Origin of the sequence: Agromyces agglutinans (assembly GCF_009647605.1) — a bacterium.
Classification (GTDB): Bacteria; Actinomycetota; Actinomycetes; order Actinomycetales; family Microbacteriaceae; genus Agromyces; species Agromyces agglutinans.
The window spans coordinates 232,567-246,672 of the sequence record NZ_WJIF01000004.1 but is presented as its reverse complement, the minus strand read 5'-3'; the positions used below and the strand labels follow the sequence as shown (position 1 = coordinate 246,672).

Below are 14,106 nucleotides of genomic sequence, written 5' to 3'. Positions count from 1 at the left end.
GGGGTGGGTTCGGGTGGTTCTACGCCGTCGCGGGCCGCGGGTTCGACCGCGGCTGGCGCGGCGCGACGGGCTCGCCGACCGGCGTCTCGTCGGAGTCGACCCCGCCGTCGACCATGCCCTCGTCGATCGGGAGCTTGTCGTCGGGGAACGTGATCGGCGGGAGGTCGGACACCGGACGCTTGTCGCTCGAGAGCCACAGCGGGCGCTCGGGCAGCTTGCGCACGTCCTTGAAGATCTCGGCGATCTGGTGGTGGTCGAGCGTCTCGTTCTCGAGCAGCTCGGCGGCCAGCTTGTCGAGGATGTCGCGGTTGTCGTTCAGCACCTGCCACGCCTCGTCGTGGGCCTGCTCGATGAGGGTGCGCACCTCGAGGTCGACCTTCTCGGCGATCTCCTCCGAGTAGTCGCGCTGGTGGCCCATGTCGCGGCCGAGGAAGACCTCGCCCTGCGACTGGCCGAGCTTCACGGCGCCGACGTTCGCCGACATGCCGTACTCGGTGACCATCTTGCGGGCCGTGGAGGTCGCCTTCTCGATGTCGTTCGAGGCGCCCGTCGACGGGTCGTGGAACACGATCTCTTCGGCGACGCGCCCGCCCATCGCGTAGGTGAGCTGGTCGAGCAGCTCGTTGCGCGTGACCGAGTACTTGTCTTCGAGCGGCAGCACCATCGTGTAGCCGAGGGCCCGGCCGCGCGGCAGGATCGTGATCTTTGTGACGGGGTCGGTGTAGTTCATCGCCGCCGCGGCGAGGGCGTGGCCGCCCTCGTGGTACGCGGTGATGAGCTTCTCCTTGTCTTTCATCACGCGGCTGCGGCGCTGCGGGCCCGCGATCACGCGGTCGACCGCCTCGTCGAGGGCGCGGTTGTCGATGAGCTGGGCGTTCGAACGGGCCGTGAGCAGCGCGGCCTCGTTCAGCACGTTCGCGAGGTCGGCGCCCGTGAAGCCCGGCGTCTTGCGAGCCAGCACCTCGAGGTCGACGCCGTTGGCGAGCGGCTTGCCCTTCGAGTGCACCTCGAGGATCTTCTGGCGGCCCTTGAGGTCGGGCGCGTCGACGCCGATCTGGCGGTCGAAGCGGCCCGGGCGCAGCAGCGCCGGGTCGAGGATGTCGGGGCGGTTGGTCGCCGCGATCAGGATGACGTTGGTCTTCGGGTCGAAGCCGTCCATCTCGACGAGGAGCTGGTTCAGCGTCTGCTCGCGCTCGTCGTGACCGCCGCCGAGGCCCGCGCCGCGGTGGCGGCCGACCGCGTCGATCTCGTCGACGAAGATGATGGCCGGCGCGTTCTGCTTGGCCTGCTCGAACAGGTCGCGCACGCGGCTCGCGCCGACGCCGACGAACATCTCGACGAAGTCGGAACCCGAGATCGAGTAGAACGGCACGCCCGCCTCACCGGCGACCGCGCGGGCGAGCAGCGTCTTGCCCGTGCCGGGAGGGCCGTACAGCAGCACGCCCTTCGGGATGCGCGCGCCGACGGCCTGGAACTTCGCCGGCTCCTTCAGGAACTCCTTGATCTCGTGGAGTTCTTCGATGGCCTCGTCGCTGCCCGCGACGTCGTCGAACGTGACCTTCGGGCTCTCCTTGGAGACGAGCTTCGCCTTCGACTTGCCGAACTGCATGACCCGGTTGCCGCCGCCCTGCATGCCCGAGAGCATGATCCAGAAGAAGAGGCCGATGAGCACGAGCGGCAGCAGGATGCCGAGCATCGAGAGGAACCAGTTCGGTTGCGGCACCTCGTCGTTGTAGCCGTCGGACGGGTCCGCCGCGTCGACCGCCTCGACCACGTCGGGGCCGCGGGGCGTCACGTAGTAGAACTGCACCTGCTTGCCGTACTCGTCGTCGGCCTTCTCGAGCGTGAGGTCGACGCGGTTCTCACCGTCGACGATCTTCACCGCGGCGACCTTGCCGTCGGCGAGGAAGTCGAGGCCCTCTTGGGTCGAGACCTGGCGGAAGCCGGACGCGGTGATCAGGCTGGAGCCGATCCACACCGCGACGATCGCGAGCAGGATGTAGATGATCGGCCCGCGCAGGATCTTCTTCATGTTCATGGTCCTGCAAGGCTACCGTCGCGCTGCTGAGCGTCGTCTAGATGTTCGCTGTGGGCGGCACGCCCAGCCGGAGCGCAGCGCGCGCCCGGCGCCGGCGGTTCAGCTGTAGACGTGCGGCGCGAGGATCGCGACGTCGCGGAGGTTGCGGTACCGCTCGGCGAAGTCGAGGCCGTAGCCGACGACGAACTGGTTCGGGATGTCGAATCCGACGTACTTGACGTCGACCTCGACCTTGGCGGCGTCGGGCTTGCGGAACAGCGCGCAGATCTCGACCGACGCGGCGCCGCGCGACTCGAGGTTCTCACGCAGCCACGACAGGGTGAGGCCCGAGTCGATGATGTCCTCCGCGATGAGCACGTCGCGGCCCGTGAGGTCGGTGTCGAGGTCCTTCAGGATCTTGACGACGCCCGACGACTTCGTGCCGGCGCCGTAGCTGGACACCGCCATCCAGTCCATGTTGATGTGGTTGCGCAGCTCGCGCGCGAGGTCGGCCATCACCATGACCGCGCCCTTCAGCACACCGACGAGCAGCAGGTCGCGGCCGTCGTAGTCGGCCTCGATGCGTCGGGCGAGCTCGGCGAGCTTCGCGTGGATCTCGGCCTCGGTGACGAGGACCTCGGTCAGGTCGGCCTCGATCTCGCGCGCGTACATGGGTGCTCCTGTCGTGCTCGGCGAACGGATGCCACGAGCCTACGCGAGCGGCGCCGCCGGGTGTGGTCAGTGGTCGTGCGGGAGCACCTCGGTCGAACCCGTCGTCGAGAACACGAGGTGCCGCCCGGCGCGCGTCGCGCGCACACCCGCGGGCAGGTCGACGGGGCCCTGCCCGTGCCAGTCGGTGACGAGCCGCGCGACCTCGAGCGTCTGCACGCGGCTCAGCGACACCCCGAACTCGCTCGCGACCACATGGCGGATGACCCGTTGCCGTAGCGCCGCCGGGTTCGCGGCGAGCCATCCGGTGGAGATCGCGATGCCGGCCTCCGCGGGCTCGCAGACCTCCTCGATGAACTCCTCGATCTGGGCGTCGAACGCCTGCTCGTCTTCGCGCAGCTGTTCGGCGGTGCGCGCGAGCGCCTCGGCGATGCCGGGGCCGAGCTCGGCCTCGAGCACGGGCAGCACGTGGTCGCGCACGCGGACCCTGGCATAGGAGGCATCCGCGTTGTGGGGGTCGTCCCACGGTTCGAGCCCGGCGTCGAGGCAGGCCTGCCGGGTCGTCGCCCTGCGGATGCCGAGCAGCGGCCGCAGGTACCTGCCCGTGCGCGCCGCCATGCCCGAGAGGCTGCCGCCGCCCGATCCGCGCGCGAGCCCGAGCAGCACCGTCTCGGCCTGGTCGTCGAGCGTGTGGCCGAGCAGCACGGCGGCGGCCCCCGTCTCGGCGGCGGCCGCGTCGAGTGCCGCGTAGCGGGCCGAGCGAGCGGATGCCTCGGGCCCGCCCTCCCCATCGACCACGACCCGGCGCACGAGCACGGGATCGAGGCCGAGCGCCCGCGCCTGCCCCGCCGCTCGCGCGGCGACCTCGTCCGAGGCATCCTGCAGCCCGTGGTCGACGATCACGGCGCCCGCACGAAGGCCTGCGCGCGGAGCCTCGAACGCGGTCGCCGCGGCGAGCGCGAGCGAGTCGGCGCCGCCCGACAGCGCGACGAGCACGAGCGTGTCGTCGGCGAACCCCTCGGCGAGGGCGCCGCGCACGGCCCGGCGCACGTCGGCGATCGGCGGCGTGAGGCGCGGGCGGCGGGCGCCCGAGGCATCCACTCGCGGTTCGGAGGGCTCGTCTGAGGGCATCAAGTAACCTTATTCCGCCGTTCGCGCGCCCTGACCGGGGCGGCCGGCGAGACTTCAGCTGACAGGAGTGCCACATGGGCGAGTACAACGCCGTCATCGAGATCCCGAAGGGGAGCCGCAACAAGTACGAGGTCGACCACGAGACGGGCCGGGTGTTCCTCGACCGCGTGCTCTACACCGGCTTCGTCTACCCGACCGACTACGGGTTCTTCGAGAATACGCTGGGCGACGACGGCGACCCGCTGGACGTGCTCGTGCTGCTCGAGTACCCGCTGTTCCCGGGCGTCGGCGTCAAGGTTCGGCCCGTCGGCGTGTTCCACATGACCGACGACGGCGGCGGCGACGCGAAGGTCATCGCGGTGCCCGCGGGCGACCCGCGCTGGGACCACATCCAGGACGTCGACTCGATCCCCGAGTTCACGCGCAAGGAGATCGAGCACTTCTTCGAGCACTACAAGGACCTCGAGCCCGGCAAGTGGGTCAAGACCGAGGGCTGGGCGAACGCCGCCGAGGCCGACGCGCTGATCCAGAAGGCGATCGAGGCCTACCCGGGTCACTGATCGGCGCTACGCCGAAACGCTTGCGACGAGCGGATGTCCCGGACGGGGCATCCGCTCGTTCGCGTTGCGGCTCGCTCAGCCCGCGGGGCGAGCCGCCGCGGCGGGCGAGCCCCAGATGAAGTACTCGCGCACCGGCACACCTTCACGCGGCGCCTCGAGGATGCGTCCGCCGCCGAGGTAGATCGCGACGTGGTAGTAGTCGCCACCGCCGCCCCAGAACAGCAGGTCGCCGCGTTGGATCTGCGAGAGCGGCACCGCCTTGCCCTGCCCCGCGAGGGTGCGGTACTGGTTGGTCGCCGAGTGCGTGCCGATCGAGATGCCGGCCTGGGCGTACGAGACCTTCGTGAGGCCCGAGCAGTCCCAGACGTTCGGCCCTGCGCCGCCCAGCACGTACGGCTCGCCGAGCTGCTGGCTCGCGAACCAGATCGCCGTCTCGACGGCGCTGGCGTTCGGCGGTCCGGGCACCGATCCCCCGCCGCCGGATGACCCGCCCGGGGTTCCCCCGCCGCCACCACCGGAACCGCCCGGCGCGGGCGGCGGCGGCCGGTTCGCGGCCTGCTCCGCGGCTGCCGCCGCGGCCGCGGCCGCCGCTGCCGCCGCTGCGGCGCGCTCCTGCTCGACGCCCTCGGCGCGTTCGCGCTCGAGTTCCGCCGTCGTGTCCTTGAGCACCGCGAGCTGGGCGTAGAGCTCGCCCGAGCGCTGCTCGGCTTCGGCGACGGCGGCGTTCGCGGCATCAGCGGCCTCGCGAGCCTCGACCGCCTGCTGCTCGGCGCGCAGCGCGAGCCGCTCGCGCTCGGCGGCGGCCGTCGAGGCCTGGTCGCGCAGCGATGCCGCGCTGTTGCGGTCGGCGAGCGCCTGCTCGTACACGGTCTGCGAGCGCTGCCCGAGCTGCGAGGCCATGCCGAGCTGGTCGAGCAGTCCGTCGGGGTCGCCCGAGAACGCGAGCTCGGACGACAGGTCGCCGCCCGCGGTCTTCGCGAGGTGCGCCGCGAGCAGCCCGGCCCGCATGCGCGAGATCTCGGCGACCGCCTCGGCCGCGTCCGCCTCGGCCCCGAGCGTGCGTTCGCGCTCGGCTGCGGCATCCCGTTTCACGACGGTGTTGCGGTACGCCTCGTCGGCGACCATTGACGCCTGGATCGCGGCATCCGCTGCGGTTCGCAGGCCGGCAAGCAGTTCGCCGAGCCGGTTGATCTCGGCCTGCTTGGTCTGCTCGTTCTGTTTGGCCTGCTCGATGTCGGCCCACGACGGGTAGTCGGGCGCCGCCTGGGCGGGTCCGCCGGCGGCGACCGCCGAGGCGGTGACCGCGCCGATCGCGACGGCCGAGAAGACGGTCGCCGGCTTCACCCGCGAGATCGGGCGCGTGCGGTGCTCAGCCAAGGCCCACGCCCCGATCGGCCATGAACGGGCCCGGGTTGATGCGGGCGCCGCCGTGCCAGACCTCGAAGTGGAGGTGGCATCCGGTCGACGCACCCGTCGTGCCGCTGCGTGCGATCAACTGGCCGGCCTCGACCCACTGGCCGCCGCCGACGAGCGTGCCGCCGTCGCGGATGTGCGCGTAGCCGGTCGAGATGTCGCCGCCGTGGTTGATCTTGACGTAGTTGCCGTAGCTGCCGCTCCAGCCGGCGATCGTGACGACCCCGGCGTTGGCCGCGTAGATGGGCGCGTCGCATCCGGTGCCGAGGTCGTAGGCGTAGTGGAACGAGCCCGAGCAGTAACCGCCGCCGCACAGCGAGCTGCGGGGGCCGTAGCCGCTGGTGATTCCGCCGGATGCGGGCCTTGCCCAGCCCGAGCTCGAGACCGTACCGGCGGCACCTGCGCGCAGGGCCGCCTCGAGCGCCTCACGGCGCTTGCGCTCCTCCTCCTTGCGGATGCGCTCGCCCTCCTCGTACGCGGCCGTGGTCTTCGCCTCGACGTCGCGGAGGAACGCGAGTTGCGCCTCGAGCTCGAGCTTCTTCGCCTGCGACTCGGCGAGCGCGGCCTCGGCGGCCGCCTGCGCCTCTTGCGCTGCGACGAGCGCTTCCTCGGCCGCGATGCGCAGCCGTTCGCGCTCGCCCTGCGCGACCTTCGCCTGGTCGCCGAGCGACCGCGCGGTGTTCGCCTGCTCCTGCGCCCGCTCGTAGACCGCCGACGTGCGCTCGACCATCTTGTCCATGCTGCCGAGCTTGGCCAGCAGCGCGTCGGTCGTCGCCGCGTCGCCCGAGTCGAACATGAGGTTCACGCCGAGATCGCTCGATCCCGTGCGGAACAGCTGCGCCGCGACCTGCCCGGCGTTGCGCTTCGCGGTGTCGGCCTCGGCGGCCGAGGCATCCGCCTGCGCCTGGATCTCGTCGGCGCGCCGCACCGCGTCGTCGTAGCGGTCTTGAGCCTCGAGCATCGCGACCATGCGACGCTCGGCCTCGGCACGGGTGGCCTCGACATTCGCCTCGAGCTCCGCGATCAGTCCGATGATCTGCTGCACCGCCGCCGCGCCCGCTGCCGTGTTCGCCTTGGCGGCCTGCAGTTCGTCCCATGACGGGTAGGTCGCCGCGGATGCCGGTGACGCCGGTGCGCCCGGCGCGAGCGGCAGGGTGATCGCGAGGGCGATCGCGGTGAGGCCCGAGAGGGTGCGGCGCAGGGTCGTGCGACGCGCGTTCTGTCCTCGTCGGCGCGTCGTATCGGGCCGGTGTGCAGTGGTTCGGTCCATGGTTCCCCGTCCACGCAGGGTCGGGCTCCCCGCGCCGTATGCAAGCAGGCGGTCAGAGTCACCCTAGGCACGGCCGCGCGGGGATTCCGGGATTCCGGCTCCGCGTGGCGGGAACGGGGCGGGATGCCGCGTCGGGTGGTTCGGCGCCGGTTCGCGGCCTCTATTCCGCGTGCCGCGACGGGCGACGCGCCCGGCTCGCAGCCCCTCGCGGCCTCGTTTTGGAATCTTCTCGAGCCTCGCGTATGCTTTCCTCTCGGTGGTTGTGCCAGACACAAACCTCCGGCCCCATCGTTTAGCGGCCTAGGACACCGCCCTTTCACGGCGGCAGCACGGGTTCGAATCCCGTTGGGGTCACGCCTAACGGCGGGTATAATTTCACAAGCATGGCCCTGTAGCGCAGTTGGTTAGCGTGCCGCCCTGTCACGGCGGAGGTCGCGGGTTCAAGTCCCGTCAGGGTCGCTCAAGGCGACAGCCCTTTCGCAAGAAGGGGCTTTCTCCTTATATCGCGGCAGTCGTTCCACACGGATGCCACGAGGCTCTGTAGCTCAGTTGGTAGAGCGTTCGACTGAAAATCGAAAGGTCACCGGATCGATGCCGGTCGGAGCCACCATCAAAACCCCCGGGTAACCGGGGGTTTTCTTGTTTCAGCGGGCGATCGTGTCGGGCCTGCTCTGAGGGCGGGCCATTGTTGGGCCATTAAGGTCGGCACGGGTCGCCCGGCGGGCCATTTCGGCGGTCTTGCGCTTCGAGCTCTTCGGCGCCGACGCGTCGCCGGCCTTCCCCGTGTCCGCCTCGCCGAGCATCTGATCGAGAGCGGCACCGGCCCGGAGCGCAACGCCTTCGCGAGCGCGTGAGTACCGCTCGGTGACCTGCAGGCTCGAGTGGCCGAGCGTCGCCTGCACGTCGGGAGCGCTGGCGCCGGCATCGAACAGGATCGTCGCGAACGTGTGTCTGAGGTCGTGGACGCGCAAGTCGGGCCGGCCGATCGCCTTTCGCAGCGCCTCCCAGTCGACCCCGCGGCGAGCGTTGTGGTTCGTGAGGCGTCCGCCGTCGGGCCCAGAAAAGAGCAGATCGCTCGGCTGCTTGCCGCGCGCGGCCCGCTCGGCGTACGGGCGCAGCGCGTCGATCAGCGGAACCTCGCGCGACTTGTGGCTCTTCGGCGACTGCTCGATCAGTTCGCCGCGCTGCCCCGGGCTCAGCGACCGACTGACCCGGATGATGCCGCGTTCGAAGTCGACGTCGCCGACGCGCAGCGCCGTCGCTTCGCCCGCCCGCCCGCATGCCGGTGTAGACGAGCGCGGCGACGTAGTTGCGATAGGCGCCCTCGGGTACGAGCTCGAGGAGGGTGCGGACCTGCTCGAGCGTGAGTGCCCGCGAGATCGGCGAGACCGATTCGCGCATGCTCGGTCGCTTCACCTCGCGAGCCGGGTTGTAGTCGATGAACCGCGAGCGCCGCGCGCCATCGAGCAGACGGGACAGCACGGCGAGCGCGTCGTTCTTCGCGGATGCTCCGGCCGACCAGGCGACCATGGCCGACTCGATCATCGGCGACGTGATGTCCTCGAGCCGCTGCCGGCCGAGGCTCGGCTTCACGCGCAGACGCCAGGCCACGCCGTAGCCGCGAGCGGTCGCCGGGCGAACGGATGACTCGATCGCCGGCCAGTACTTCTCGTGCCACTGTTCGAGGGTCATCGAGCCATTCGGGTTGCGACCGGCGACCATCTTCGCGAGCTCGCGCTTGGCCTCGGCGAGCGTCAGGAACATGCGCGAGCGCTCGGCCGCTCCCCCGTCAACGCTCGGGCCAACAACGCGGACCTGATACCGCTGTCTATCGGTACGCCAGGGGATACCCTCGGGCAGCGGCCGACCGGTGCGCGGATCGATCCGCGACGGGGTGTCTTTCGTCGGCCGCCCGGCCATCAGTGTTCCGTTCCACCGCGGGCGAGCAGCTCGTCGATCGTGTCGGCGCTCCAGAGCAGGTGCTTGCCCATCCGGGCGTCGGGCTCGGGGATGAGCCCGTCGTGACGCAGCTTGTCGAAGCTCGAGACCGGGATGCGACATCGCTCGGCCGCCTCGACTCGGCTCAGATACTCGACCCTCAGTGCGGTGTCGACCATGACGCTCCCCCTCGACTCATCGGTCGCCGGCTGGCATCTCGTGCCCGCCGACCCTCGCGCGGCTATTTGCAAGTACCTGAGATTATGCTCTATGTCGCGGGTTTCGGCAAGTACCTGAGTTGTGTGGCAGACTCGTCGCATGTCGGACTCCTCGCACCGCCGAGGCGACCAGTCGCACGACGGCCTGCTGCTCGCCGAAGACCTGCCCGACGGCTGGTACCTGCCCAGCCGGTTTCCCGGCGAGCGGGACGACGACGCGAGCGCGCAGATCGATGCGGTGCTCGGGTACGACGACAGCGCCACGACCGAGTCACAACTGGATGGCGAGCGGACCTCTGGAGAGAACGAGACGATCGACGGACGCTGGCGCTACCTCGAGCACGAGGCCACGCATACCCGCGTGATGATCCGCCTGCAGCGCCAACTCTTCGCCGTACCCGAAGAGATCCGCATCACCGGCGTGATCTACCTCCCCTGGCGCCCGGGCGACCCGATCACGAGCCAGCTCCTGCGCGAGCTGCCGACCGCGCGCATCGAGGCTGCGATCAACAAGCGCCTCTTCGCGATGAAGCGCACCGAGACGATCACCGGCGGCAAGATCGCGCTGCCCTCAGGTCACAAGATCAGCGAGCGCGACCTGCTCAACCCGCTCGGTGACCCAAAGAAGACACCCGACTTCTACGAGCTGGTCGCCCTGCAGCACGGCCACCTCTCCCGGAAGGGCGACAAGAACCCGAGCGCGACCATGGCAGAGATCAATAGCGTCGCCCTCTCCACCGCGCAGGGCTGGGTCACCAGAGCGCGAGAGCGCGGGTTATTGCCGCCTGGAAGGCGCGGTCGCGCCGGCTAACACTACACGTGAGAATGAGAGCTGAGGCACTACGTTTGGTAGCTGCTCTGAAGCCGCCGGCTACAGCTCCGACCGATCAGAGGCACCGGCTTTCGAAACACCAAGCCGCCACTTACCGGCAACAGAAGGCCGCTATCTAACGGCGAAAGTCACAGCGCCCAGTGACTTTCAACGAAGCGTGGATCGCGTCGCTGCAGGCTCGATCGGGAAGCGCGGAGGAGGTCCGCGGAGATGAATGGAGCGTGGGGACCGGAGCTGTCGCCTCGGGCCCGCGTTGTCGGCTCATCGCGGCCCCGAGGCGGGGATGGAAGGCAGCGGCCACCCTCCTTGGGAGAGATGTCTTTGAAGCGCTCGTACGGCGACAAGGCGAACGATAACAGCCGCTTGGAGTTGCACTCCACAAGTAACCGCGCGAGGTTCGCGATGTTACGGTGATCGTTTTGCGAGACAGCTAGACCGCGCACACGCACGCCGACGTTCGCGTGCTACAAGCACTCGATGAGGACAACCGAACTTCCGGTCGTTTCAGAAGAGCCGTTGTCCGGTTTCTCTCGGACATCTTCGAGAAGGAGAGACCGAATCTCACTGAGCGGCGAACCTCACACTCCGACGTCATCGTTGCCGCACTAAATTGGCCAATACCGGATCACGACGCCTAGTTCGCCCCGGGGGCAACGATCAGTCGAGTTCTCATCCCGAAGTAGAGCTGGAGATCTTCATGGCGCGTGCCACAACGGCCTTCTACCGCGGGCGTGTGAACGTCCGACCTTGGCGTGTCGGTCTGCTCGTCGACACATCTGACGACGCGGAAGTGCGTGAAGCGATCAGAGCACTATGCCGTGTCTGGGGTGGAATCCATCTTCCAATCCTTGATCGCAACACACCGGTCGCCGCATTGCGCGAGCAAGCACGCCTGTTCAATCTGGACAGCCTCTACGCCGATCACGCCGACGGTGAGCTCGCCGAACTGCTGCGTGTCCCTGGCTACGCGTGGAGAGGGCGAGGAGAGTGGGGACCATTCTCGACGGGCGAATTCGGGCTCGTGAAGGGGCTCTTGCCGGCCGCGGTCCTCCAGCAGACCAAGCTCTACAACCCTTGGTCAGGACCAATGGTGCCTCGCCTCACCGTCGAGGCGCTCATGGGACTCGCGCAACCTGACTCGCACGGTATGAATGCGCCTGTTCAGGAATCGGGTCGATTGCTTCGCCTTGAGAAGTCATACGTCGATCCCTTGCCGCGGGGGCTCTGCGTGGTGCGCAATGACGATCCCAAAGACGTGGCCTGGTTCTGGAACTGTCGTTCGGTTAGTGGGGAGACGTATCCACTGGCCTCCGGGGCGGTGGATTTCAACCGCGCCGTTTTGACGATGATGATGGATCGGGGGGTGCCCCAACGCGATTCTCCATCGGAAGGCGCGGAGCAAGCAAAAGACGTACACATATGGGGTCTCGAGGATCTGGGAGCACGCGAACGCGAGCACTTAGAACTGTGGGCGCGAGAAGCTGGTGTCAGCGTTCATGACCACCCGAGAGACTCGGCGCTTTCGGGTGCATGGTTTCCGGGTCACGCTCCAATTGCCTCATCGCCATTCCGCGTTGAGGAAAACGCATCCTCCCGCACCATCCACATCCCAATCCCCACCGTTCCGCTCGCCGATCCCAGCGGCCCTTTCCAGGGCGTAGTCGCCGCGGAGGTCGATTTCCATGATGCCTCGGGTATTGACCCACGTCTCACTGTGGCTATCCCACCGCATCGCCGGCATGCTCGTCTGATCGAAGGTGCCTTGGCGCGAGGAGCAGACCACGTTCGTGTATCTGCTGTCGGCCCAGTGGTTGCGATCCAAGCCACTGCAGGAGAAGTAGCCATTCCGAGCGCATACAACTTGGAAGTTATGCGACTCCTGTTCGACGATGACCGGGTCGTTGTTGACCAGTCGGATGAGGGAAAGTTTCAGACGCGCGCGGCCGAACTATTCGGAGGACCAGAAAGCGGCGCGCTCGCTCAGCCGGGCCTCCGGGAGGTGATTCAGACAGCCGCAGCTCGGACCGGGGGGATGACACTTCAAGAGATCGAGCAGACGCTACTGGCGCACCGCGGCGACTGGCCCGATCGACTCATGGCGCACAACACCGAGCCGATCGACTACGTACGCACCGAGGTGAGAAGACTGCTCAACTCGGGCCTCCTCGTCCCCGTACTCGAACTGCAATGCCCCCAATGCCGCGTTCGCACCCGCTCGTCGGCCGAGAACATCGCAACCGTGTTTCAATGCGAGTTCTGCGGTGAGAACATCAGGCTGGCGCTTGCGCTGGCGCTCACGAAGCCCGTTTGGAAGTTTCGGTTAGCTGCTCACCTTTCGCCCGAGAAGGTTCGTGCTTTCCTCCCGGCGATGGCGACGCGCGCTGTTCTTGCGGGGTTGCGTCACGTCGAGGGTCCTCCCCAGAGCACGGTCTTCGGTCTCGAGGTGAAGCTACCGGAACGGCGACCTATCGAAGTCGACCTGGCCACGATACTTCCTGAGGACTCGTGGACAGTCGTGATCGGCGAGGTCAAGAATCGAAACGCAATCGACGCCAACGACGTCGAGAACCTCTTCGCTATCCAGCGTGCACTGACTGTCAAGGACATGTCCTCCATCGTGCTGTTCGCGACCCTCAAGGAATCGCTTTCACAGGCCGAGACCACCACGATTCGTTCGGCAGTCGAAGAGTATGGCGGTTGGATTTCGCTGCACCGTCGCAAGATCCCTTTGATGCCATTGATCCTCACCAATCGAGACCTCTCGTTGCCGCCGTACCACGACGACCATCCATGGAGATGGGGACAACCGGGAAGCGGCCTCGGTGTCTTTGGCACCGCAATCGAGTCGTGTCGCCGGAATCTCGGGCTGCGCGAGTACAGAGCATCCTCCGACTCGGGCGGCCCGGAATTCAGTTGGGCGAATTGAAAGGGCTCACCCCACCGAGACGCGGAGACAGGGCACGCGCTCATTCCGGGCTGAGCGAAAGGTTGACGCTTGAAGCGTCGTATCCGTTGGAGGCCCCGCCAGATCGCGCACGCGCAAAGGTGGTCGATCGCCTGCGAGGGGAGGCGAACAGCCTTCGGTGCCATTGAATGTGCCGTACAGACCGCTCGCCTCCGGCTTCTGGTCAGAAGTCGCGCAAGGCCATCCCATCTGGGCTCGGCACGCAGCCGCCAGCGAGTGCGCGCCGCGCCAGCCTGTGCACCACACGTGCCAGGACGTGGTCGGAGGGGACATGGCTGTAGAACCGCGCGAGCACGAGGTCGCCACGAGTCCCGGTTGCCCGCTCATCGAACCGATTTCCAAGCCATGAGCGAAGTTCTTCTCGGCGCGGGCATCGCGCTGGCCGGCGGGCTCCTTGGCGTGCTCCTCATCGAGTTCTTCCAATCCCGCCGAGCACGAGAAGCCCGCGCTGAGGCTGGTCGCACTCGGGATGAGGACCGAAGGGCCGAACTTTGGAATCTCTCACGGCCGGCGGCGGCGCGCATCCAGGACCAGCTGATGACCGTTCTACACATGGCGCAGCCGCCGATCCCGAACAATCGGCCCCACGACTCTGAGCTGCCGTTTGACGAGGGTTTCCCCGATTGGTGGAACGACCGGGACCGGCTACTTGAGCGCGAGATCGCGCTGCTGCCCTCGTCGGAGTTTCGTGGAGCTGTGACGGACGTCCGTCGCAGCATCGGTGAGGCCTGGGCTCTCCCGAGCAGTGGTTGCGGACGCAACCACGAGGACGCCGTGCGCCGCGTCACCGAGCTCGGGCTCGAGGCGATCGCAGCTTGGCTGCGGGATGAACGGACGCTGTCCAGAGACGTCGCTGACGCTTTGGCCGAGCTCGGGCAGCACAGCAGTGCGGTCGAGGAGTGGTGGGCGCAGCAAGACGAGGATAGACGGGCATACGAAGCCTTGAGGAAGGCAGCAAGGGACGAGTCGTCCGCGCCCTAGAGAGGCTCGGATCATCCGACGTCACCGAGTCGACGAAGCAACTCGACCCCGACCTGACGCGAAAGCGTCGCGGCATCGTCGAGCCCGAATCTCTACCACTCCGACGACAACT

At 68.1% G+C, this 14,106-nt stretch carries 11 protein-coding genes, 3 tRNA genes and 1 pseudogene; 7 read left to right on the top strand and 8 right to left on the bottom strand.

Translation table 11 applies throughout. The annotated features are described in order from the left end of the window. Nucleotides 1–19 precede the first annotated feature (19 nt). The 3 genes from ftsH to tilS all read right to left on the bottom strand — a co-directional run bounded on the left by ftsH (nucleotide 20) and on the right by tilS (nucleotide 3,817). A complete protein-coding gene (gene ftsH / locus GE115_RS09685) occupies nucleotides 20–2,038 on the bottom strand; it encodes an ATP-dependent zinc metalloprotease FtsH (protein WP_153684585.1) in 2,019 nt (672 codons plus the stop codon). A 99-nt stretch (nucleotides 2,039–2,137) separates the two neighbouring features. Further along, the gene (gene hpt / locus GE115_RS09680) at nucleotides 2,138–2,689 is read right to left on the bottom strand and encodes a hypoxanthine phosphoribosyltransferase (RefSeq protein WP_153684584.1); all 552 of its coding nucleotides are present in this window, start codon (nucleotides 2,687–2,689) and stop codon (nucleotides 2,138–2,140) included. Nucleotides 2,690–2,755: 66 nt separating this feature from the next. Further along, nucleotides 2,756–3,817 carry a tRNA lysidine(34) synthetase TilS gene (tilS, locus tag GE115_RS09675; RefSeq protein WP_153684583.1) on the bottom strand — a complete coding sequence of 354 codons (1,062 nt, stop codon included), beginning with the start codon at nucleotides 3,815–3,817 and terminating at the stop codon, nucleotides 2,756–2,758. A gap of 74 nt (nucleotides 3,818–3,891) precedes the next feature. Between tilS and ppa the strand changes: the two genes are divergently transcribed. Continuing rightward, nucleotides 3,892–4,377: an inorganic diphosphatase gene (gene ppa / locus GE115_RS09670; protein ID WP_153684582.1), complete on the top strand. Its 486-nt coding sequence runs from the start codon at nucleotides 3,892–3,894 to the stop codon at nucleotides 4,375–4,377. A gap of 75 nt (nucleotides 4,378–4,452) precedes the next feature. Here ppa and GE115_RS09665 read toward each other — a convergent pair whose 3' ends face one another. Next, a complete protein-coding gene (locus GE115_RS09665; RefSeq protein WP_153684581.1) occupies nucleotides 4,453–5,754 on the bottom strand; it encodes a C40 family peptidase in 1,302 nt (433 codons plus the stop codon). Next, entirely contained in the window at nucleotides 5,747–7,060 is a 1,314-nt protein-coding gene (locus tag GE115_RS09660; protein WP_153684580.1) for a M23 family metallopeptidase, read from the bottom strand. Before GE115_RS09660 ends, GE115_RS09665 begins: the two co-directional genes overlap by 8 nt. Before the next feature lie 281 nt (nucleotides 7,061–7,341). Here GE115_RS09660 and GE115_RS09655 point away from each other — a divergent pair. From GE115_RS09655 to GE115_RS09645, 3 genes are all read left to right on the top strand, one after another. Next, nucleotides 7,342–7,414, top strand: a tRNA-Glu gene (locus GE115_RS09655). 31 nt (nucleotides 7,415–7,445) lie between these two features. After that, a tRNA-Asp gene (locus tag GE115_RS09650) sits at nucleotides 7,446–7,519 on the top strand. A 75-nt stretch (nucleotides 7,520–7,594) separates the two neighbouring features. Beyond that, nucleotides 7,595–7,670: transfer RNA gene (locus GE115_RS09645), tRNA-Phe, on the top strand. A 34-nt stretch (nucleotides 7,671–7,704) separates the two neighbouring features. On the opposite strand, the gene GE115_RS18830 is transcribed toward GE115_RS09645, so the two are convergent. From GE115_RS18830 to GE115_RS18330, 3 genes and pseudogenes are all read right to left on the bottom strand, one after another. Then, nucleotides 7,705–8,376 carry a tyrosine-type recombinase/integrase gene (locus tag GE115_RS18830; protein WP_312855060.1) on the bottom strand — a complete coding sequence of 224 codons (672 nt, stop codon included), beginning with the start codon at nucleotides 8,374–8,376 and terminating at the stop codon, nucleotides 7,705–7,707. A gap of 235 nt (nucleotides 8,377–8,611) precedes the next feature. Then, nucleotides 8,612–8,752, bottom strand: a pseudogene (locus GE115_RS19355) (tyrosine-type recombinase/integrase); the annotation flags it as partial. 227 nt (nucleotides 8,753–8,979) lie between these two features. Next, nucleotides 8,980–9,177, bottom strand: a complete 198-nt coding sequence (locus GE115_RS18330; protein ID WP_172979804.1) for an XRE family transcriptional regulator — start codon at nucleotides 9,175–9,177, stop codon at nucleotides 8,980–8,982. A 139-nt stretch (nucleotides 9,178–9,316) separates the two neighbouring features. On the opposite strand from GE115_RS18330, the gene GE115_RS09635 reads away from it, so the two are divergent. From GE115_RS09635 to GE115_RS09625, 3 genes are all read left to right on the top strand, one after another. After that, nucleotides 9,317–10,027, top strand: coding sequence for a hypothetical protein (locus tag GE115_RS09635; protein WP_153684578.1), 711 nt, complete (start codon nucleotides 9,317–9,319; stop codon nucleotides 10,025–10,027). Nucleotides 10,028–10,745: 718 nt separating this feature from the next. Next, a complete protein-coding gene (locus GE115_RS09630; protein ID WP_153684577.1) occupies nucleotides 10,746–12,974 on the top strand; it encodes a hypothetical protein in 2,229 nt (742 codons plus the stop codon). Between the two features lie 384 nt (nucleotides 12,975–13,358). Then, nucleotides 13,359–13,994 carry a hypothetical protein gene (locus GE115_RS09625; RefSeq protein WP_153684576.1) on the top strand — a complete coding sequence of 212 codons (636 nt, stop codon included), beginning with the start codon at nucleotides 13,359–13,361 and terminating at the stop codon, nucleotides 13,992–13,994. The last annotated feature ends 112 nt before the right edge of the window (nucleotides 13,995–14,106 follow it).